This window comes from Pseudomonas sp. Van50 (assembly GCF_055390755.1).
Window position 1 is genome coordinate 1,575,058 of the sequence record NZ_AP024343.1, and the last position, 19,261, is coordinate 1,594,318.

18 protein-coding genes and 2 pseudogenes are annotated in these 19,261 nt (G+C 61.1%); 12 read left to right on the forward strand and 8 right to left on the reverse strand.

The window, feature by feature from the left end:
• Window positions 1–10: 10 nt before the first annotated feature.
• Window positions 11–676: a bifunctional 4-hydroxy-2-oxoglutarate aldolase/2-dehydro-3-deoxy-phosphogluconate aldolase gene (locus tag ACZ5M5_RS06915; RefSeq protein WP_060738863.1), complete on the forward strand. Its 666-nt coding sequence runs from the start codon at window positions 11–13 to the stop codon at window positions 674–676.
• A gap of 114 nt (window positions 677–790) precedes the next feature.
• Here ACZ5M5_RS06915 and ACZ5M5_RS06920 read toward each other — a convergent pair.
• Window positions 791–1,977: pseudogene (locus ACZ5M5_RS06920) on the reverse strand (aminotransferase class V-fold PLP-dependent enzyme).
• 16 nt (window positions 1,978–1,993) lie between these two features.
• Window positions 1,994–2,230, reverse strand: coding sequence for a DUF3820 family protein (locus ACZ5M5_RS06925; RefSeq protein ID WP_060738861.1), 237 nt, complete (start codon window positions 2,228–2,230; stop codon window positions 1,994–1,996).
• Between the two features lie 206 nt (window positions 2,231–2,436).
• On the opposite strand from ACZ5M5_RS06925, the gene ACZ5M5_RS06930 reads away from it, so the two are divergent.
• From ACZ5M5_RS06930 to ACZ5M5_RS06945, 4 genes are all read left to right on the forward strand, one after another.
• Entirely contained in the window at window positions 2,437–2,904 is a 468-nt protein-coding gene (locus ACZ5M5_RS06930) for a ferritin-like domain-containing protein (RefSeq protein WP_060738860.1), read from the forward strand.
• Between the two features lie 277 nt (window positions 2,905–3,181).
• Window positions 3,182–5,182 carry an FUSC family protein gene (locus ACZ5M5_RS06935; protein ID WP_464738812.1) on the forward strand — a complete coding sequence of 667 codons (2,001 nt, stop codon included), beginning with the start codon at window positions 3,182–3,184 and terminating at the stop codon, window positions 5,180–5,182.
• Entirely contained in the window at window positions 5,169–5,375 is a 207-nt protein-coding gene (locus ACZ5M5_RS06940; protein WP_003198565.1) for a DUF1656 domain-containing protein, read from the forward strand. The genes ACZ5M5_RS06935 and ACZ5M5_RS06940 overlap by 14 nt, the downstream gene beginning before the upstream one ends.
• 9 nt (window positions 5,376–5,384) lie before the next feature.
• Window positions 5,385–6,248, forward strand: a complete 864-nt coding sequence (locus ACZ5M5_RS06945) for an efflux RND transporter periplasmic adaptor subunit (protein ID WP_060738858.1) — start codon at window positions 5,385–5,387, stop codon at window positions 6,246–6,248.
• A gap of 108 nt (window positions 6,249–6,356) precedes the next feature.
• Here the strand turns inward: ACZ5M5_RS06945 and ACZ5M5_RS06950 are convergent, their stop codons facing one another.
• Window positions 6,357–6,827, reverse strand: a complete 471-nt coding sequence (locus ACZ5M5_RS06950; RefSeq protein WP_060738857.1) for a MaoC family dehydratase — start codon at window positions 6,825–6,827, stop codon at window positions 6,357–6,359.
• Window positions 6,828–6,867: 40 nt separating this feature from the next.
• A complete protein-coding gene (locus tag ACZ5M5_RS06955; protein ID WP_464738813.1) occupies window positions 6,868–7,812 on the reverse strand; it encodes an alpha/beta hydrolase in 945 nt (314 codons plus the stop codon).
• Window positions 7,813–8,036: 224 nt separating this feature from the next.
• On the opposite strand from ACZ5M5_RS06955, the gene fadD2 reads away from it, so the two are divergent.
• Window positions 8,037–9,725, forward strand: coding sequence for a long-chain-fatty-acid--CoA ligase FadD2 (gene fadD2, locus ACZ5M5_RS06960; RefSeq protein WP_060738855.1), 1,689 nt, complete (start codon window positions 8,037–8,039; stop codon window positions 9,723–9,725).
• Between the two features lie 365 nt (window positions 9,726–10,090).
• Complete coding sequence (gene fadD1, locus ACZ5M5_RS06965; protein ID WP_060738854.1) at window positions 10,091–11,782, forward strand: long-chain-fatty-acid--CoA ligase FadD1; 1,692 nt, start codon at window positions 10,091–10,093, stop codon at window positions 11,780–11,782.
• 206 nt (window positions 11,783–11,988) lie between these two features.
• Here the strand turns inward: fadD1 and ACZ5M5_RS06970 are convergent, their stop codons facing one another.
• Window positions 11,989–12,366, reverse strand: a complete 378-nt coding sequence (locus ACZ5M5_RS06970; RefSeq protein ID WP_060738853.1) for a hypothetical protein — start codon at window positions 12,364–12,366, stop codon at window positions 11,989–11,991.
• A 196-nt stretch (window positions 12,367–12,562) separates the two neighbouring features.
• Here ACZ5M5_RS06970 and ACZ5M5_RS06975 point away from each other — a divergent pair, with 196 nt between their 5' ends.
• From ACZ5M5_RS06975 to def, 3 genes are all read left to right on the forward strand, one after another.
• On the forward strand, window positions 12,563–12,754 hold the full coding sequence (locus ACZ5M5_RS06975; RefSeq protein ID WP_060738852.1) for a CsbD family protein: 192 nt from the start codon (window positions 12,563–12,565) through the stop codon (window positions 12,752–12,754).
• Between the two features lie 173 nt (window positions 12,755–12,927).
• Complete coding sequence (locus ACZ5M5_RS06980) at window positions 12,928–13,878, forward strand: YihY/virulence factor BrkB family protein (RefSeq protein ID WP_060738851.1); 951 nt, start codon at window positions 12,928–12,930, stop codon at window positions 13,876–13,878.
• Complete coding sequence (gene def / locus ACZ5M5_RS06985; protein WP_060738850.1) at window positions 13,875–14,414, forward strand: peptide deformylase; 540 nt, start codon at window positions 13,875–13,877, stop codon at window positions 14,412–14,414. The genes ACZ5M5_RS06980 and def overlap by 4 nt, the downstream gene beginning before the upstream one ends.
• Window positions 14,415–14,535: 121 nt before the next feature.
• On the opposite strand, the gene ACZ5M5_RS06990 is transcribed toward def, so the two are convergent.
• From ACZ5M5_RS06990 to gntR, 3 genes are all read right to left on the reverse strand, one after another.
• A complete protein-coding gene (locus ACZ5M5_RS06990; protein ID WP_060738849.1) occupies window positions 14,536–14,955 on the reverse strand; it encodes a GNAT family N-acetyltransferase in 420 nt (139 codons plus the stop codon).
• A gap of 290 nt (window positions 14,956–15,245) precedes the next feature.
• Window positions 15,246–15,800, reverse strand: a complete 555-nt coding sequence (locus tag ACZ5M5_RS06995; RefSeq protein ID WP_103311351.1) for a hypothetical protein — start codon at window positions 15,798–15,800, stop codon at window positions 15,246–15,248.
• Between the two features lie 159 nt (window positions 15,801–15,959).
• Entirely contained in the window at window positions 15,960–16,991 is a 1,032-nt protein-coding gene (gene gntR, locus ACZ5M5_RS07000) for an HTH-type transcriptional regulator GntR (RefSeq protein WP_464738814.1), read from the reverse strand.
• Window positions 16,992–17,207: 216 nt separating this feature from the next.
• On the opposite strand from gntR, the pseudogene ACZ5M5_RS07005 reads away from it, so the two are divergent.
• Together ACZ5M5_RS07005 and ACZ5M5_RS07010 are read left to right on the forward strand one after the other, a co-directional pair.
• Window positions 17,208–17,740 (forward strand): annotated as a pseudogene (locus ACZ5M5_RS07005) (gluconokinase).
• A 92-nt stretch (window positions 17,741–17,832) separates the two neighbouring features.
• A complete protein-coding gene (locus ACZ5M5_RS07010) occupies window positions 17,833–19,185 on the forward strand; it encodes a GntP family permease (RefSeq protein ID WP_060738845.1) in 1,353 nt (450 codons plus the stop codon).
• Window positions 19,186–19,261 lie beyond the last annotated feature (76 nt).

Genomic DNA, 19,261 nt, shown 5'->3' on the forward strand with positions numbered 1-19,261 from the left:
ATCAGCCGCTATGACAAACCCATCCCCGACCGTTTCCATGGCGGACAAAGTTGCCCTGATCGACAGCCTCTGCGCCAAGGCGCGGATCCTGCCGGTGATCACCATCGCCCGTGAACAGGACATCCTGCCGCTGGCCGATGCCCTGGCCGCTGGTGGCCTGACGGCGCTGGAAGTGACGTTGCGTTCCCAACACGGTCTCAAAGCCATCCAGGTGCTGCGCGAGCAGCGTCCGGAACTGGTGACCGGCGCCGGCACGGTGCTCGACCGCCACATGCTGGACGCCGCCGAGGCGGCCGGTTCGCAGTTCATCGTCACCCCGGGCATCACCCGTGACCTGCTCGAAGCCAGCGTCTACAGCTCCATTCCCTTGTTGCCGGGCATCAGCAATGCCTCGGGCATCATGGAAGGCTACAGCCTGGGCTATCGCCGCTTCAAACTGTTCCCGGCCGAAGTCAGCGGTGGCGTCGCGGCCATCAAGGCCTTGGGCGGCCCGTTCGGCGAAGTGAAGTTCTGCCCGACCGGCGGCGTGAGCCCTGCCAACATCAAGAGCTACATGGCGTTGAAAAACGTGATGTGCGTGGGCGGAAGCTGGATGCTTGATCCGGAGTGGATCAAGAACGGCGACTGGGCCCGCATTCAGGAATGCACCGCCGAGGCCTTGGCGCTGCTGGACTGATTGTTTTACCGAACCTCGTTGGGTGTTCTACGGTTTTACGGTGCGCTTGGTCGGCGCGCCGTTTTTTTTTTGCCTGGGTTTTTATGCTGGCACAGATTTCCTGTGGCCAGGGATCTAGGTACGACTCAGATGGATCAGTGCCTCGGTCAACCGCTCGATATCACTCGCCAAGGTAATCAACCCTGGGGTAATGCGGATGCATGGCCCGACACTGGTAGGGCGCACCACGGTGAAAATCCCATGCTCATCGAGCAATCGAGCGGCCATCGCCTGTTGATCGGCCTGGTTGGTGAAGCGCATCGCCGTGATACCGCAATAGAGCCGTCGGTCATCCGGGGTCATCACCTCGATGCCCGGTACATCGCGCACGGCATTCACCCACAGGTCGCGCAGGTAGCAGAGGCGCGGGCCTTTGGCCAAGGCGCCGCCCAGGCTGCGGTGTTCTTCGAAGACCAGGGGCAGGGTGAGCAAGGCCGGGATATTGGGCGTGCTGTGGGGTGTGCGCGAGCGGATGTCGGTGGCGGGGTAGTTGTCTTCGTCCATGTCCGGGTCGATGTCGGCCAACCGCTGCGGGGCGATGTACAGGAAACCCTGGGAGAGCGGGCCGCCGATCCACTTCTGCAGGTTGAACCCGGCAAATTCGATCCCGAGCTTCTTCAGGTCGAAATCGATCTGGCCCAGGGCGTGGGCACCGTCGAGGATGATATCGACGGCAAACTCCCGAGCGTTCTCGGCAATGGCCTGGACCGGCATCACCAGCCCGGTCAGGTGGTTGACGTAGGTCAGCGCCATCAGCTTGAGGCGAGGGTAGCGAATGAACGCTTCGCGGTAAGTGCTCACCAGGCTGTCGAAGCTGGCGGGGTGCTGGTGGACGATTTCGATCACCTCCACGCCACGTTGGCGAGCCAGCCAGCGCATGGCGCTTTTGACCGAGGCATATTCCACGTCACAGATCAGCACTTGATCGCCTGGCTTGAGGCCGTTGTAGTTGCGAATCAAGGTTTGCAGGGCATCCACCGCGCTGTTGGCCAACGCCACGCTCTGGGGGAGGCGTGGATCAGCCGGGCCACCTGTCGCCGAATGGCTTCGCCGTGTTCCCGGTCGAACTGCTGGCGCACATACACCGAGTTGCCGCGGTTGATGAACTCGATGTTGCGCTGGTATTCCTCCACCACGGTGCGGGACATGCGTCCGAAGTAGCCGTTTTCCAGGTTGAGTGGCCCGTTGGGATCGATGTCGTAGCGGTCGACAAAGGTTCGCCAGAAGGCTTCATCGTGGGCGCGCAGCGTGTTCTCGGGCATGGCGGGTCTCAGTCAGTCAATGGCGAGGTTTGGGCAGGCCATGTTTGGCGCGCAGCGGGTCCAGCAGGTCGGACAAACCGTTATGATCGATTTCCTGCATCAATGCCAGCAAACCGCCGAGTTCACCGTGGGGGAAACCCTCGCGCGCGAACCAGTTCAGGTATTGACCCGGCAGGTCGGCAAGGATTCGGCCCTTGTACTTACCAAAGGGCATTTGACGCGTGACGAGCAACTCGAGCTTTTCCGGATTCATGGCATTCGTCTTGATTCAAACCTGCCTTGAAAATACAGGCATTCTGCATGCAGGCCAAATGACAGATCATGCAAATAGCGCGGATACAGATTTCAGGTTGTTTATTAACTGGTTGATTTTTAAGTTATTTTATTTGGATTGATGGCTGGCATGGCTGATGCAATATCCCTTGCAGGTTTTTTATTCACCAGCAAAGGAACTGAAAAATGACTGACATCAACAAAGAATCCATCTCCGTCTTGAACGACCTGATCGAGACCAGCAAGGATGGCCAGGAAGGGTTCAAGACCTGCGCTGAAGACATCAAGCATCCAGAACTCAAGACGCTGTTCGTCCAGCGCTCCGCCGATTGCGCCACCGCGGCAGCCGAGTTGCAAGCCGCCGTTCGTTCGTTGGGCGGTGATCCGGAAACGTCCACCAGTGTCGCCGGTGACCTGCACCGTCGTTGGGTAGACGTGAAATCCATGTTCACCGGCAAGGACGAAGAAGCGGTGCTCAACGAAGCCGAGCGCGGCGAGGACCATGCGCTCAAGGCTTACAAAGAGGCCATCGAGAAGATCAACAAGCACAACCTGGTGGGCATTCGTGACCTGGTTGAGCGTCAGTACCATGGCGTGCAACGCAACCATGACCAGGTCAAGGCTCTGCGTAACCAGGCGCGTGCCCAGAGTTAAACACGCAGCCAACACAAAAAAACGCCAGCCTGCCTGGCGTTTTTTTTGGCGAAGATTTACCCGTGGCGAGGGAGCTTGCTCCCGCTGGGCTGCGCAGCAGCCCCAAAACGCGGGTCGCTGCGCAACCCAGCGGGAGCAAGCTCCCTCACCACAAGGCGTTTTTGTTTTATTTCCTGCCAAACAGCTCTGGACTCGAATAGTTAGCTAGCTAATAATTGCGCCGCCCATCACCCTTTATTGCATCTATCGTTATTGCGTCCCCCAAAGAGTTTTTCGCGTGCCCATTACCTTCCAGGCCTTATTCGCCCCCGACCGCCTCGCTGTGCAGTTCGCCATCAAGACCGTGCTGGGCGCCGGGCTGGCGTTATGGCTGGCGTTGCGCTGGGGATTGGAGCAGCCGTCGTGGGCGCTGATGACGGCGATCATCGTCGCCCAGCCACTGTCCGGGATGGTGGTGCAGAAAGGGTTGGCGCGATTGGTCGGCACGTTGGTGGGCACCGTCATGTCGGTGGTGTTCATGGGGCTGTTTGCCCAGGCACCCTGGTTGTTTCTGCTGGCCTTGGCGCTCTGGCTGGGCCTGTGCACGGCCTGTTCGACGCTGCTGCGCAGTGCCTGGTCGTATTCATTCGTGTTGGCCGGCTACACGGTGGCGATCATTGCCTTGCCGGCCATTTCCCATCCGCTGGGGGTGTTCGACCAAGCGGTGGCGCGCTGCACCGAGATCAGCCTGGGCATCGTCTGTGCCACGGCGGCCAGTGCCTTGCTCTGGCCGTTGCGGGTCGAGCGGCAACTGGCCGGTCAGGCCCTGGCTGCCTGGCAGAGTGGCATGCAGGCAGCCCGTGCGACCCTGGCGGGCGATGCCCAGGCCCGTAAAGGGTTGCTGGAAATTCTGGGCAGGATCGTCGCGGTGGATGCCCAGCGCGAACATGCCTGGTTCGAAGGCAGCCGTGGTCGGCAGCGAGCCCGGGCCATCAGCGGCTTGAGCCAGAAACTGCTGATGCTGCTGCGCATCTCGCGCTCGGTGCGCCGGCAGTGGAAGCAGCTTGACCCTGAGGAAGCTGTGGCGCTCCAGCCGTGGATGAACGAGGTGCAGCAAGCCCTCGATGCCGACAGTGCGACCCTGCAAGCCTTGCGCCCTCGGGTATGGGATGCGTCCCACGACCCGCAGATCAGCGCGGCGCAGAGTTACTGCCTGGCGCGGTTCGCCTTGTTGCTCGATACCGCCCTGGCCGCCTGCGCCGCCTTGACGGCGGTGCAGGAGGGCAGGGAGGCGGCGGATCCACCCCGCACCTTGACGCCCCATCGCGACTTGTCCCTGGCCATGGTCTTCGGTGCGCGTAGCGCCCTGGCATTCCTGGCGGTGGCCTGTTTCTGGCTGGCGACCGCCTGGCCCGCCGCATCGGGTGCGCTGGTACTGACATGTGTGGTGTGCAGCCTGTTCGCCAGTCGCGAAAACGGCGCGCAGATCGGCATGAGTTTTCTGCGGGGCATCTTTTTGGCCGTGCCGACGGCGTTCGTGATCGGCGAACTCGTGCTACCGCAATGGAGCAGTTTCGCGATGCTGTGCCTGGCCATGGGCGTGCCGTTGTTTTTCGGGGCATTGGGCATGGCCAAGCCGCAGATCTTCGCCACGGCGACGTCGTTCTGCCTGCATTTCGTGGTGTTGATTTCACCGCTCAATGCCATGAAATACGACGTCGCGGCGTTCTTCAACAACGCCCAGGCCATGATGATCGGTGTGGGTGCTGCGGTGCTGGCCTTCAATCTGCTGATTTTGCGCAACCCGGCCTGGCACAGCCGCCGTCTGCTGGCCGCGACCCTTCACGATCTGGTGCGCCTGACCCATCGCCGCCTGCCGGGGGCCGAGAGTTGGTTCGGCGGACGCATGGCCGATCGGCTGTTGCAGCTCGCCAGGCATTACCCTGAACTGCCGGTGCAGTCGCGCAGCCGTTGGGATGATGGTTTGCTTGGCCTGGACATCGGCGATGAGCTGTTGCATTTGCGCCTGAGCCTGGCCGTTGCCCAAGTGCCCGATACCCGGGCGCAGCGCCATTATTTCGAAGCGCTGGAGCAGGTGCTCGAGCGTGGTCCGGCCGGTGACCAGGCCGATGCGCTGGCCCCGGCGAGCGCCGAGTTCCTGAACGTGTTGTCGACCCAGCCACCCGGCGATGCACTGAAGCTGGCCCAGGGTGCGGTGGTGCAATTGCAAAACAGCTGGCGCGCCTGGTGCAGCCAGCACGAACCTGAACGACGGGAGCACAGCCATGGGCTTGCGTGAGTGGTCGATTGGCGGGGTGTTGCTCAGCCCGTTCCTGATTTATGTGGTGCTGGCGTTGCTGGTGACCGGCGCACTGCGCCTGTTGCTCAGCCTGGTGCCGGCCGGGCGCTGGATCTGGCATGAAGCCTTGTTCGACTGCGCCCTGTATGTCTGTGTCCTGACTGTCATTACCGTGGTCCTCGGGCCGCTATAGGAGTTGAACATGCGTACTTCCGTACGTGTCGCCGTCACGCTGTGCATGGTGGCCGTGGCGATCTTCGCCGGCTTTCACCTGTGGCAGTACTACATGCTCACGCCCTGGACTCGCGATGCGCGGATCCGCGCCGACGTGGTGGTGATCGCACCCGACGTGTCGGGCTGGGTGCGCGAACTCAAGGCTGTGGATAACCAGCAGGTCAAGGCCGGTGATCTATTGTTGAGCATCGACCGCGAGCGTTTCGAGGCAGCGGTGGAGAAGGCCCGGGCCGTGGTCCAGACACGCCAGCAGCAACTGAGCCTGCGCGAACACGAAGCCAGTCGTCGCGCCGCCCTGGGGCCCCAGGCCATCAGTGCGGAACTGCGGGAAAACGCCCAGATCAACGCCGGCATCGCCCGCGGCGAACTGCGCGAAGCCCAGGCCGAGGCCAAGGTCGCCGAGCTCAACCTGGCCCGCAGCCAGGTCCTGGCCCCCCGCAGCGGCCACATCACCAACCTGCGCCTGGCCGAAGGCAACTACGTGAATGCCGGGCAGCCGGTCATGGCGCTGATCGACGACTCGACGTTCTATGTGCAGGCCTATTTCGAAGAAACCAAATTGCCCAGGATTCGTGTGGGCGATCCGGTCAAGATCTGGCTGATGAGTGCCGGCCATGCGCTGGAGGGTCACGTCGAAAGCATCAGCCGCGGCATTACCGACCGCAACACCAACCCCGATGCGCAGTTGCTGGCGGAGGTGGAGCCGACCTTCAACTGGGTGCGCCTGGCCCAGCGGATCCCGGTGCGGATCAAGTTGGACAAGGTGCCGGAGGGCGTGAACCTGAGCGCCGGGATGACGGCGAGCGTGCAGGTGCAGGAGGGCCAGCAATAACTTGTGGGAGCGAGCTTGCTCGCGATGGCGGCCGGACATTCTCCATCGAGGTCGACTGTCCGACCTCATCGCGAGCGAGCTCGCTCCCACAAGGTCACGCAGAAGCTGTTAGCCAATGCTGATCGCCGGCAACGTCGGCAAGGTCACGGTCTGCTGCTTGCGTGGGGCGAGGATTTCGGCTTCGCCGTCCACCACCAGCTCGTCGCGCTGGTTGAACACGCGGGTGGCGATGCGTACGCGAAACTTCGGCATCTTTTCCAGGATCTCCAGGCGCACGGTCAGGGTGTCGCCGATTTTCACCGGTTTCTGGAAGCTCATCTGCTGGCCGATATAGATCGTGCCCGGCCCAGGCAGCTCGCACGCCACTGCCGCGCTGATCAGCGCACCGCTGAACATGCCGTGGGCGATGCGCTCCTTGAACATGCTCGCCGCGGCGAATTCGGCGTCCAGGTGCACGGGGTTGTGATCGCCCGACATCGCTGCGAACAACTGGATATCGCGTTCCTCGACGGTCTTGCTGTAGCTGGCGGTCTGGCCTATTTCGAGGGCTTCGTAAGGGGTGTTGGTAACCTGGGTCATCTGTTTCAGATCCTGTGGAATAAAGGAAAACGCTGCAAGCCTACTCGCTGCGTGGCGGCCGCTTGTGGTCCAGGGCCTGGGCAATCCAGGCCAGCACGTCGGCGGTCACTTCATCGCGGTTGGTTTCATTGAACAATTCGTGCCGGGCCTGCGGGTAAATCGTCAATTGCAGGTGCTGGCTGCCGGCGTCGCGCAGGGCGTCGGCCAGATCCTTCAGACGCTTGCCTTCGCTCACCGGATCACATTCGCCACCGATCACCAGCAAGGGCAGGCCCGGATCGATCTGGGCGAGATTGGACGCTTTGCTGATTTGCTGCAAGCCGCCGAGCAGGTCGACCCACAGTTGATTGGTGCAGCGAAAGCCGCACAGCGGGTCGTGGATGTACTTGTCGACTTCGGCCGGATCGCGACTGAGCCAGTCGAAGGGGGTACGGGTCGGTTTGAATTTCTTGTTGAAACTGCCGAACGACAGCCACTCGATCAAGGCACTGCGCCCCGTCGCACCCTGGCGCCGGCGTTCGAAGCGGGCGATCAGGCGAGCGCTGCGGTAGAGCGCCACCGGCTGGAAGTTCGAACCGCTGAGAATCGCCCCGTGCAGGCTGGCGCTGTGATGCAGCAGGTAACCCTGGGCGATGTAGCTGCCCATGCTGTGGCCCAGCAGCAGGATGGGCGTATCCGGGTGCTGCTGGCCGATGTGATGGTTGAGGCTGGCCAAATCACCCACGACCTTGGCCCAGCCATCTTCGTCGGCAAAGTGGCCGAGAGTCGCTCCCTCGCCGGTCTTGCCATGGCCGCGCTGGTCCATCCCATAGACACCGTAGCCTTCGTCGCACAGCGCCTGGGCCAGGCGGGCGTAGCGGCCGCTGTGTTCGGCCATGCCATGGGCCAGCATGATCACCGCCAACGGGGCGGTTTCGGGCAGCCACTGGTTGACGAACAGGCGGCTATGGTCGGTCGCGGTCAGCCAGAACGTTTGGTGGATCATGGCGATTCCTTTGCACAAAGTCAGACGCAGCGTCGCTGCATTGTATAGCGCATCCGTTGCGTCTCGCCTGATCAGGCCACACCATGGCAAGAAGATTCACACAATCTATGACGCAGGTTGCCATATTTGCCTGATTGGCCATAGCTGCTAGTGTCCCAAGAGCTCCGCCTCTGCAAGCGATACAGACGCGGCCCGGACATGCTCAGGTAAAGAGGACAAAAACAATGCAGCCTGATTTCTGGAATGACAAACGCCCGGCCGGCGTGCCCCTGGATGTCGACCTGGGGACCTACAAGTCGGTGATCGAGGTGTTCGAGCGTTCCTGCAAGAAATTTGCCGACCGTCCGGCGTTCAGCAACATGGGGGTGACCCTCACCTATGCCGAGCTCGAGCGCTACAGCGCGGCCTTCGCCGGCTACCTGCAAACCCATACCGACCTGGCGCCTGGCGATCGTATCGCGGTGCAGATGCCTAACATCCTGCAGTACCCGATCGCCGTGTTCGGTGCCTTGCGCGCCGGGCTGATCGTGGTCAACACCAACCCGCTGTATACCGCGCGGGAAATGCGTCATCAGTTCAAGGACTCCGGTGCCCGGGCGCTGGTGTACCTGAACATGTTCGGGCAGAAAGTCCAGGAGGTGTTGCCCGATACGGACCTGCAGTACCTGATCGAAGCGAAGATGGGCGACCTGATGCCCACCGCCAAGGGCTGGCTGGTCAACACGATGGTGAGCAAGGTCAAGAAAATGGTCCCGGCCTATTCGCTGCCCCAGGCCATTTCCTTCAAGAGCGCCTTGCGCCTGGGACGCGGCCAGGGCATCAAGCCGCTGAACGTCAGCCTCGACGATATTGCGGTATTGCAATACACCGGTGGCACCACCGGGTTGGCGAAGGGCGCGATGCTGACCCACGGCAACCTGGTGGCCAACATGCAACAGGCCCGGGCCTGCCTGGGGCAGCTCGGCGAGGACGGCCAGCCGCTGCTGCGCGAAGGCCAGGAGGTCATGATCGCGCCTCTGCCGCTTTACCATATCTATGCGTTCACGGCGAACTGCATGTGCATGATGGTGACCGGCAACCACAACGTGCTGATCACCAATCCACGGGACATCGGCGGCTTCATCAAGGAACTGAAGAACTGGCGTTTCTCGTTGTTGCTGGGGCTCAACACGCTGTTCGTGGCGTTGATGGACCATCCGGATTTCAAGACCCTGGATTTTTCCCACCTCAAGGTCACCAACTCCGGCGGCACCGCGTTGATCAAGGCCACCGCCGAGCGCTGGCAGCAGCTCACCGGTTGCGGCATTACCGAGGGCTATGGCCTGACCGAAACCTCACCGGTGGCAAGTGCCAATCCTTACGGTGGCAAGTCTCGGCTGGGCACGGTGGGGATGCCGGTGCCAGGTACGCTGATGAAAGTGATCAACGACGATGGCCTCGAGCAGCCCCTGGGCGAGCGCGGCGAGCTGTGCATCAAGGGGCCGCAGATCATGAAAGGCTATTGGAACAAGCCCGAGGCCACGGCCGAAGTGCTGGACAGCGAGGGCTGGTTCAAGTCTGGCGATATCGCGGTGATCGACCCGGACGGGTTCGTGCGCATCGTCGACCGCAAGAAGGACATGATCATCGTCTCGGGTTTCAATGTGTACCCCAACGAGATCGAAGACGTGGTGATGGCCCATCCCAAGGTGGCCAACTGCGCGGTGATCGGCGTGCCGGACGAGCGTTCGGGGGAGGCGGTGAAGCTGTTCGTGGTGGCGCGTGAGGCCGGGGTCAGCCTCGAAGAACTCAAGGCCTACTGCAAGGAAAACTTCACCGGCTACAAGATTCCCAAGCACATCGTGTTGCGGGATTCATTGCCGATGACCCCAGTGGGCAAGATCCTGCGGCGGGAGTTGCGGGATATCGCCTGAGGCGCCTGCCTCATGGAAACCCTGTGGGAGCGAGCTTGCTCGCGATAGCGGTAGGTCAGTGACAGAAATGTTGGCTGATACACCGTCATCGCGAGCAAGCTCGCTCTCACCGTTTTTTATGTATTCGGGGTGATTATCCAGGGCTTAGAATTTTTACTCTAAAAATGACCATAAAATATTCATGAGTCATGTTTATGACTGTGGGGGTTGTTTTTGGCTCTAGGCGACCCTTGGCAAAGCTGCTACTCTCGGCGCGCTTTTGTGACTTCTCGGCCTTGATTCAAGCCAGATTCACCAATAAACACACACCAATAATAATCGCATCAAATGCGGTGAGAATTCGCGTTGCTGAGGAGTGGGCTTCCATGATCGAAGACTTTTGGAAGGATAAGTACCCAGCTGGGATTGCTGCCGACATCAATCCAGACGAGTATCCGAATATTCAGGCGGTGTTGAAGCAGTCCTGCCAACGCTTTGCCAACAAGCCGGCATTCAGCAACCTCGGCAAGACGATCACCTACGGTGAGCTCTACGAGTTGTCCGGGGCGTTTGCCGCGTACCTGCAACAGCATACCGATTTACAGCCGGGCGATCGAATCGCCGTGCAGCTGCCCAACGTTCTCCAGTACCCGGTGGCCGTGTTCGGTGCGATCCGTGCCGGGCTGATCGTGGTCAACACCAACCCGCTGTACACCGCGCGGGAAATGGAACACCAGTTCAACGACTCCGGTGCCAAGGCCCTGGTGTGCCTGGCGAACATGGCGCACCTGGCGGAAACCGTGGTACCGAAGACAGGCGTCAAGCACGTCATCGTCACCGAAGTCGCCGACCTGCTGCCGCCGCTCAAGCGCCTGTTGATCAACAGCGTGATCAAGTACGTCAAGAAAATGGTCCCGGCTTATCACTTGCCCAAGGCCGTCAAGTTCAACGACGTGCTGAGCAAAGGCCACGGCCAGCCGGTGAACGAAGCCAACCCCACCAGCGACGACGTGGCTGTGCTGCAATACACCGGCGGCACCACTGGCGTGGCCAAGGGCGCGATGCTCAGCCACCGCAACCTGGTGGCGAACATGCTGCAGTGCAAGGCGCTGATGGGCTCCAACCTCAATGAGGGTTGCGAGGTGCTGATCACGCCACTGCCGCTGTACCACATCTATGCCTTCACCTTTCATTGCATGGCGATGATGCTGATCGGCAACCACAATATCCTGATCAGCAACCCGCGCGACCTCTCGGCGATGGTCAAGGAACTGTCGAAGTGGAAGTTCAGCGGTTTCGTCGGCCTCAATACGCTGTTCGTGGCCCTGTGCAACAACGAAGCCTTCCGCAAGCTGGACTTCTCGGCACTGAAAGTCACCCTGTCCGGTGGCATGGCCCTGCAACTGGCCGCGGCCGAGCGCTGGAAAGCGGTGACCGGTTGCCCGATCTGCGAAGGTTATGGCATGACCGAAACCAGCCCGGTGGCCACCGTCAACCCGATCCAGAACATCCAGATCGGTACTATCGGCATTCCCGTGCCGTCGACGCTGTGCAAGGTGATCAATGACGCGGGCGTCGAGCAGCCATTGGGCGAAATCGGCGAGTTGTGCGTGAAAGGTCCCCAGGTGATGAAGGGCTACTGGCAGCGTCAGGAAGCCACCGACGAGATCCTCGACAGCGAAGGCTGGCTCAAGACCGGTGACATTGCGCTGATCCAGCCGGACGGCTACATGCGCATCGTCGATCGCAAGAAGGACATGATCCTGATCTCCGGTTTCAACGTGTACCCCAACGAACTGGAAGATGTGCTGGCAACCCTGCCGGGCGTGCTGCAATGCGCGGCCATCGGCGTGCCGGACGAAAAATCCGGCGAGGCGATCAAGATCTTCATCGTCGCACGGCCGGGTGTGACGTTGACCAAGGAACAGGTGATGGAACACATGCGTGCCAACGTCACCGGCTACAAGGTGCCCAAGGCCGTGGAGTTCCGCGATGCCTTGCCGACCACCAACGTGGGCAAGATCCTGCGCCGCGAGTTGCGGGATGAAGAACTCAGGAAGCTGGGGTTGAAGAAGTAAGACCGTTGCCAACAAAAAGCCCCGCTGATACGGGGCTTTTTGTTGGGCGATGACCTGAAGCGAGAGCGCTTGTGTGGCGAGGGAGCTTGCTCCCGCTGGGCTGCGCAGCAGCCCCCTGCGATTCTACTGACACACCGCAAGGGCCGCTGCGCGTCCAGCGGGAGCAAGCTCCCTCGCCACAGGGAACCGGTGCTTCTCGGGTCCGGTTACAACCGGAACTGCGCAAAGTCCAGGTTGGTGCCACCCGGCCGCATGTCCTGCAGGTAGGCGTCCTTGTCGGCGCTCAGTTCCAGGCTCAGGGCGGCCTTGCGTTTGCCCTGGTTGCGCACTTCCAGGCCTTCCATTTTTTCCCGCAGGAACACGGTCGGCACCTTCAAGTGCAGCAGCTCATCGGTGGCCGGCGTGTGCAGCAGCAGGTGGATCCATTCGTATTGACCGATGGCCAGGCGCGCCACCGGGATATCGAACCAGAAAATGTTGCGGTTGCGGTTCAATTCGCTGAAATGGCAGTTGTTGACGCCCAGTACGGCGCCGCCCAGTTCCTGGTTCCTGCGGGCGATGGCCTGCTTTTTATCGAGTTTCATAACGTTCCTACGGGGTTGGAGCTTCAAGCCACAGCCTGAATACGTGGGGCATTCTCGGGGGTTGATCGACAAACATAAAGTGCAACCTGCATTCGACGATGAAATGTGCCGCTGAAAAAAATGAAACTCCCGGCAAACGGCCCCGGTCAACCCTTATGTAATGACTTTTCGTACCGTTGTTCACAGGAGAGACATCATGGGTAGCACGAGCGATAAAGTGAAGGGCGTTGCCAACGAAGCCGTCGGCAACATCAAGCAAGGCGTCGGCAAGGCCACCGACAATGACCGTATGCGCGCCGAGGGCGTGGTCCAGGAGAAAAAAGGCGAGGCCCAACAAGCCGTGGGCAAGGCCAAGGATGCGGTCAAGAAAGGCGTCGACAAGGCATAACCCGCCTGTAGTAAAACGATTGGAACGGTCATCTGCGGGTGGCCGTTTTCATGTCGGCTCGAACTTGCGCCGGGGAAATTGTTCCAAAGTCGCCAAACAGGTTACTTTGTCTTGGATAACAACCCCATGAGTCGCCAGGCGACCTTCCTTTTTTGCGGCGAAAGGAGACGCACATGATGTTTCCGGCCTTGAAAGGCTTACCTTTGCATCGTGTGATGATGCGTACCGTGACCGAGTTCGTCGACGACGAGATGTCGACCTACGCCTCGGCACTGGCCTACCAGATGCTGTTTTCGCTGTTCCCCTTCATTCTCTTCCTGATTGCCCTGATCGGTTTCCTGCACCTGCCGGACTTCTTCTCCTGGCTGCGCCTGCAATCGGAGCTGGTGCTGCCGCCCCAGGCCCTGGAGCAGGTCAACCCGGTGATCGACCAGCTCCAGCAGTCCAAGGGTGGCTTGCTGTCCGTGGGTATCGTCATTGCCTTGTGGACCGCTTCGGCGGGCGTGCGGCTGATGATGAGCGCGATGAACGCCGCCTACGACGTGGTGGAGGGCCGTCCGGCCTGGAAGCGCTTCCCGCTGTCGATTTTCTACACGGTCGGCATCGCCGGCATGCTGCTGGCCGCTGCGGCGCTGATGGTGCTCGGGCCGCAGGTGATGGGCTGGATCGCGGCCCAAGTCGGTCTGGAGGAGTTCATCGTCACGCTCTGGACGATCGTGCGCTGGCCGGTGATCGTGTTCTTGCTGATGGTGGCCGTGGCACTGATCTATTACGTGATGCCCGACGTCAAGCAGGAGTTTCGCTTCATCACGCCGGGGTCGGTGCTGGCGGTGGTGGTGTGGATCATCGCTTCCCTGGGCTTCGCGTTCTACGTCAAGACCTTTGCCAACTACAACGCCATGTATGGCAGCATCGGCGCGATCATTGTGTTGTTGCTGTATTTCTATATTTCTTCGGCGGTACTGTTACTCGGCGCGGAGATGAATGCGGTGATCGAGCACATGTCCACCGAGGGCAAGAACCCGGGTGAAAAGAGCGCGGGCGAGCACGAAAAACAGCATGTGTCGGGCCTGGGGCGCGACCATTCCATCCCTCAAACCCACCCTGACGAAGCCCGACCATGATCCGTGAAATCCTGAAAATGGGCGACGAACGCCTGCTGCGCATCGCCCCGCCGGTGCCCGCCGAAATGTTCGACAGCCCGGAATTGTGGCAATTGATCGACGACATGTTCCAGACCATGGAAAGTGTCGGCGGCGTCGGCCTGGCGGCGCCGCAGATCGGCATCGACCTGCAACTGGTGATCTTCGGCTTCGAGCACAGCGAGCGTTACCCCGACGCCGAGGCGGTGCCCCAGACCATCCTGATCAACCCACTGATCACCCCCCTGGGCCCGCAGATGGAAGAGGGTTTCGAAGGTTGCCTGTCGGTGCCGGGCCTGCGCGGTGCGGTCGAGCGCTACCAACACATCCGCTATGAAGGCTTCGATCCCAAGGGCGAGCCGATCGTGCGTTACGCGTCGGGCTTTCATGCGCGGGTGGTGCAGCATGAATGCGATCATCTGATCGGGCGCTTGTACCCGTCGCGCATCACTGATTTCAGCAAGTTCGGCTTTACCGAAGTGATGTTCCCGGACCTGGACCCCACCGCCGACGATTGATACCCACCCCTGAACCCTGTGGGAGCGAGCTTGCTCGCGATGGCGGTGTGTCAGCCGCCATTGATGCAGCTGACCTGACGCAATCGCGAGCAAGCTCGCTCCCACAATGGACTGCGTTGATTCAGGGTTTTGCAGGCTCCCACCCCATCGCAATCATCGGCTTGCTGCGGGCATACCGGCTCAGGCGTTCGGCCATCGCATAGGGCAGTTCAGGGTTGAAGCTGAAACCACGCCGCTCATAAAAGCCGCGCAAGTCCGGGTGGCAGAACAGCCATACCGGCTTGTCCACCCCGTTCACCGCTTCAGCGATCAATCGCGCGGCAATGCCCTGGACGCGGTACGCCGGGTCGACGAACAACCCCGTCAACCAATGCCCGCCCGACACTGGGCGCAAGCACAGGGCGGCGACGATCTCATCGCGCCGTGCCACCCACAGCTGCGCGTCACGCACTGCTTTCATCGAGGATTGGTGGGCGCGGTAAAACTTGTTCATCAGCGGCCAAAGCGATGCTTCGAGCGCTGCGTAATGGATTTCGGACATGGCGGGGTCGTGGCGCAGAAGGGGGAGGCGATTATAAAAGAACGCGAGTGCGGCGATAGGTGTATACCTGACTTCACATCCCGTATGACTGGAGTACGTATCATGGCCAAAGGCATGGATTCAAAAAAAGCGGCAAAGAAAAAACCGGCGAAGACTGCCGATGAAAAGCGCGCCGACAAGAAAATCAAGAAGGTGAACCTGTTCGGTCATTGAACCGGTATCGCCTTGGCGGGCCTCAGGTTGAGCTGGGGCGGTCACCCCAGCTCAAATGCTCTGGCCTGTACCGAGGCTCAAAGCGAGGCGAGAAACATGTCCATGGCCGCGGCTTTGTCGCCCGTGCGGCTCTCCTGGGCCTTTTCCACTTGGGCTATCGCTGACTTGTCCTGCATGCGCTGGGCAATCTCCTGGCTGACCGCCATCTGCTTCTCGGGCGGCATCGCCTCGAACTCTTCCTCGGTAATGCCCATCTCTTCGAGAATGCTGTCGCGCAGGCGCTCTTCGGGCGTCTTGCTCATGTAGTCCTTGAACTGCGCCGTGGCGGAGCCGCCAAGTGTCGTGGCCTCTTCAGGCGTTGACGAAGCCACGGTTTGCAATTGCACGCGCGTCTTGGCGAACGCCTCATCCACCTTGTCGCTGATGGCGGTGGCGGCATTGACCTGTTGCGTGGCTCGTTGGGTGAAGGAATCCTGGACCTGGGCACTGCCTTGGCTGGCCTGGGCCTGGATGTTATCGCGCAATGCCTGCAACGCGGCGCTTTGCAGGCCGCTGGCGGCTTCGGCGGTGGGATCTTCGCCCGGGCGTTTGAGTGGCAAGACCATCGCTTGCTGTTTGGCACTGACCAACATGATGAACACCTGTAGGTAATGGCTGAGCGATGGGCAGGAGCAATTCCCATGCCGCCTTCGCAAGGCCCGTATTCCAAGGGGTGTGGACAAGCACGCGGCGAGCGGGGCGGCCAACCCTTGCCGTCGGACGGCATGGATCGACCGCTTGAGCGAGGCGCCTCAGGTGCTTTCGCGAACCTTGAGCTCGAAACCCAGGTCCACCACCGGCTGCGCGATGCGGTTGCCGGCCATCAGTGTCAGCATCTGTTCGGCGGCGCGGCGACCGATGGCCTCCCGTGGGGTGCTGATGCTGCTCAGGCGCGGCACCATATGGGCCGAGGCGGGCAAGTCGTTGAAGCCCAGCACCGAGACCTGCTCGGGGATCTTGATGCCGCAGCGCAGTGCTTCGAACAGGGCGCCGTGGGCCAGGTCGTCGTTGCCGAAGAAGATCGCATCGACGTCCGGGTGGCTGCCGAGCAATTGCAGGAACAATTCCCCGCCCAGGCCCACCGAGGATGGACGCGGGGTCAGCAGTTCCAGGTCCGGGTCATACAAACCGGCTTGCTGCAGGGCGCGGCGAAAGCCTTCACCGCGCAGCAGGGTGCGCTGGTCCAGTTGCGCGCCGATGTAGGCCAGGCGCTTACGGCCCTTGGAAATCAAGTGCTCGGCCGCCGTTTCGCCAGCCTTGAGCTGGGAAAAACCGACGCAATTGAGCCCGGCGCCGGGGTCCAGTTCCATCATGTACACGCACGGGATGTTGCTGGCCTCGATCATGCGGCGGGCGCTTTCGGTGCGGTCGAAACCGGTCAGCAGCAAACCCCTTGGCTGATAGGCCATGTAGTTGCGCAACAGGTCTTCTTCCTCGTCCCGGGAGTAGTGGTAGTTGCCGATCACCACTTCGAAACCCTTGGGCCGCAGCACCCGATGGATGGCTTCCAGGGTGTCGATGAACAACAGGTTGGACAACGACGGCACCAGCACCACCACCGAATGGCTCTGGGCCGAAGCCAGGGCGCGGGCGGCGGGATTGACGACGTAGTTGAGTTCCACGGCGGCCTGGCGGACTTTTTCCACCAGTTCCGAGGCGACGGTGCTGACGCCACGCAGGGCACGGGAGGCGGTGATAGGGCTGACACCGGCCAGGCGTGCGACTTCGTTGAGCGTGGGGCGACCGGTGGTGCGCGTATTCTTATCGTTTTTAGAGACGGTCATCAGGGCGGCTTGCCAAACAAAAATCAAGGTACTAAGGTAGCGCTGTCTCGACGCCGCTGCAAATGCGTGAGCGGGGGTTGCCTGATCCCTCGTCCGTGGGTGTCGTGAACGAACATGCTGCAACCACAAAAATGACAAGAAGGCGTCGGCAACTTCTGCTTTTGCTGCGGTGTCATAACTGGCAAAGGTAGCGCTGTCTGCGCGCTGAGGTGTTACATGAACAATCCCATCTCCGCCCTGGTCATCATGGGCGTTGCCGGTTGCGGCAAAACGTGCGTCAGCCAGGCCCTGTGCCAGTTGAGCGGCGCCACCGCCATCGAAGGCGACACGTTCCACCCCGCGGCCAACATCCAGAAGATGAGTGCCGGTATCCCTTGAACGACGACGACCGTGCCGGCTGGCTCGACAGCCTGTGCGACGAGTTGCGCCGTGTCGATGCCACGGGCGAGCGTCCGGTGCTGACCTGCTCGGCCCTCAAGCACAGTTATCGCGAGCGTCTGCGCAGCGCCTTGCCCGGCCTGGGTTTCGTATTCCTTGAATTGACCCCCGAAGTGGCCGCCGACCGCGTTTCCCATCGTCCCGGCCATTTCATGCCGTCGACCCTGATCGACAGCCAGTTCGCCACCCTTGAATCCCCTGTCGGCGAGCCCCTGACCCTGGCTCTGGACGCGTCCAGCCACAGCGTTGACGAACTGGCACAGCAGGCTTACGTCTGGTGGTTGGCCCACGGTTTGAAGCTGGCCAGCTGAGTTTCAAAAAATTTGCGTCAGAAAGATAGCGCTGTCCCGACGACTCATAAATAACTGCTTCAATAACAACAACAAATCAGGAGACACCTCCCATGTTCGGCATGTCCCACGAGACGTTTCTACTGCTTGATGCAGTGGTCACGGTGATCGGACTCATCGTCCTCATCACCAAGTTCAAATTCCACCCGTTCATTGCGCTGACCATCGCCGCCGCGTTCCTCGGCCTGACGTCGGGCATGCCGACCGGCACCATCATCAAGGCGTTCCAGGACGGTTTCGGTGGCGTGCTGGGCTTTGTCGGCATCATCCTGGCGCTGGGCACGATGCTCGGCAAAATGATGGCCGAGTCGGGCGGGGCCGATCAGATCGCCCAGACCCTGATCCGCGCCTTCGGCAAGGACAAGGTGCAGTGGGCGATGATGTTCGCCGCCTTCCTGGTGGGCATCCCGCTGTTCTTCGAAATCGGCTTCGTGCTGCTGATCCCGCTGGTGTTCATCGTTGCGCGCCGCACCGGCGTGTCGATCATCAAGATCGGTATCCCGCTGCTGGCCGGTCTTTCCGCGGTCCACGGCCTGGTGCCGCCGCACCCGGGGCCGCTGCTGGCGATTGGCATATTTGGCGCTGACATCGGCAAGACCATTCTCTATGGCCTGATCGTCGCGCTGCCGACCGCCATCATTGCCGGCCCGATCTTCGGTACGTTCATTGCCAAGCACATCCCCGGCCATCCGAACCAGGAGCTGGTGGACCAACTGGCCCGCGAGACGAGCGCCGCCGAGCTGCCAAGCTTCAGCATCACCTTGATCACCGTGCTGTCGCCGGTGTTCCTGATGCTGCTCAAGACCTTCGCTGACGTGGCGCTGCCCGACGGCAACCTCTTCCGTGCCTGGATGGACATGATCGGCCACCCGATCTCGGCCTTGCTGCTGGCGTTGTTGCTGTCGCTGTACACCTTCGGCTACAAGCAGGGCATCGGTTCCAGCCAGATGCTCAAATGGCTGGACGCCAGCCTTGCGCCGACCGCCGCGATCATCCTGATCATCGGTGCCGGTGGTGGCTTCAAGCAGATGCTGGTCACCAGCGGCGTGGGCGATGTGATCGGTCACATGGCGGTGAGTGCGCAGATCTCGCCGATCCTGCTGGCGTGGCTGGTGGCCGCAGTGATCCGTATCGCCACAGGTTCGGCGACGGTGGCGACCATTACCGGTGCCGGTATCGTGGTGCCGGTGGTGGGGATGATGCCGGGTGTGAACCGTGAGCTGCTGGTGCTGGCGACCGGTGCCGGTTCGTTGATCCTGTCCCACGTCAACGACGCGGGTTTCTGGCTGGTCAAGCAGTACTTCAACATGACCGTGGCCGAGACGTTCAAGACCTGGACCGCGATGGAAACCATCCTGTCGGTGGTGGGGTTGATCTTTATCCTGCTGCTGTCGCTGGTGGTCTAACCGACAACCTATAACCCATTGTGGGAGCGAGCTTGCTCGCGATAGCGGAGTTACAGTCGATACTTGGCTGACTGTT

Bases quoted from the DNA above. Each gene is read 5' to 3' on its own strand.
- ACZ5M5_RS06990 (WP_060738849.1), bottom strand. From the start codon at position 14,955: ATGTCCGAAATCCATTACGCAGCGCTCGAAGCATCGCTTTGGCCGCTG.
- ACZ5M5_RS06915 (WP_060738863.1), top strand. From the start codon at position 11: ATGACAAACCCATCCCCGACCGTTTCCATGGCGGACAAAGTTGCCCTG.
- ACZ5M5_RS06940 (WP_003198565.1), top strand. From the start codon at position 5,169: ATGGGCTTGCGTGAGTGGTCGATTGGCGGGGTGTTGCTCAGCCCGTTC.
- fadD2 (WP_060738855.1), top strand. From the start codon at position 8,037: ATGCAGCCTGATTTCTGGAATGACAAACGCCCGGCCGGCGTGCCCCTG.
- def (WP_060738850.1), top strand. From the start codon at position 13,875: ATGATCCGTGAAATCCTGAAAATGGGCGACGAACGCCTGCTGCGCATC.
- ACZ5M5_RS06980 (WP_060738851.1), top strand. From the start codon at position 12,928: ATGATGTTTCCGGCCTTGAAAGGCTTACCTTTGCATCGTGTGATGATG.
- ACZ5M5_RS06955 (WP_464738813.1), bottom strand. From the start codon at position 7,812: ATGATCCACCAAACGTTCTGGCTGACCGCGACCGACCATAGCCGCCTG.
- ACZ5M5_RS06975 (WP_060738852.1), top strand. From the start codon at position 12,563: ATGGGTAGCACGAGCGATAAAGTGAAGGGCGTTGCCAACGAAGCCGTC.
- ACZ5M5_RS06950 (WP_060738857.1), bottom strand. From the start codon at position 6,827: ATGACCCAGGTTACCAACACCCCTTACGAAGCCCTCGAAATAGGCCAG.
- ACZ5M5_RS06995 (WP_103311351.1), bottom strand. From the start codon at position 15,800: ATGTTGGTCAGTGCCAAACAGCAAGCGATGGTCTTGCCACTCAAACGC.
- ACZ5M5_RS06945 (WP_060738858.1), top strand. From the start codon at position 5,385: ATGCGTACTTCCGTACGTGTCGCCGTCACGCTGTGCATGGTGGCCGTG.
- ACZ5M5_RS06930 (WP_060738860.1), top strand. From the start codon at position 2,437: ATGACTGACATCAACAAAGAATCCATCTCCGTCTTGAACGACCTGATC.
- ACZ5M5_RS07010 (WP_060738845.1), top strand. From the start codon at position 17,833: ATGTTCGGCATGTCCCACGAGACGTTTCTACTGCTTGATGCAGTGGTC.
- gntR (WP_464738814.1), bottom strand. From the start codon at position 16,991: ATGACCGTCTCTAAAAACGATAAGAATACGCGCACCACCGGTCGCCCC.
- ACZ5M5_RS06970 (WP_060738853.1), bottom strand. From the start codon at position 12,366: ATGAAACTCGATAAAAAGCAGGCCATCGCCCGCAGGAACCAGGAACTG.
- fadD1 (WP_060738854.1), top strand. From the start codon at position 10,091: ATGATCGAAGACTTTTGGAAGGATAAGTACCCAGCTGGGATTGCTGCC.
- ACZ5M5_RS06925 (WP_060738861.1), bottom strand. From the start codon at position 2,230: ATGAATCCGGAAAAGCTCGAGTTGCTCGTCACGCGTCAAATGCCCTTT.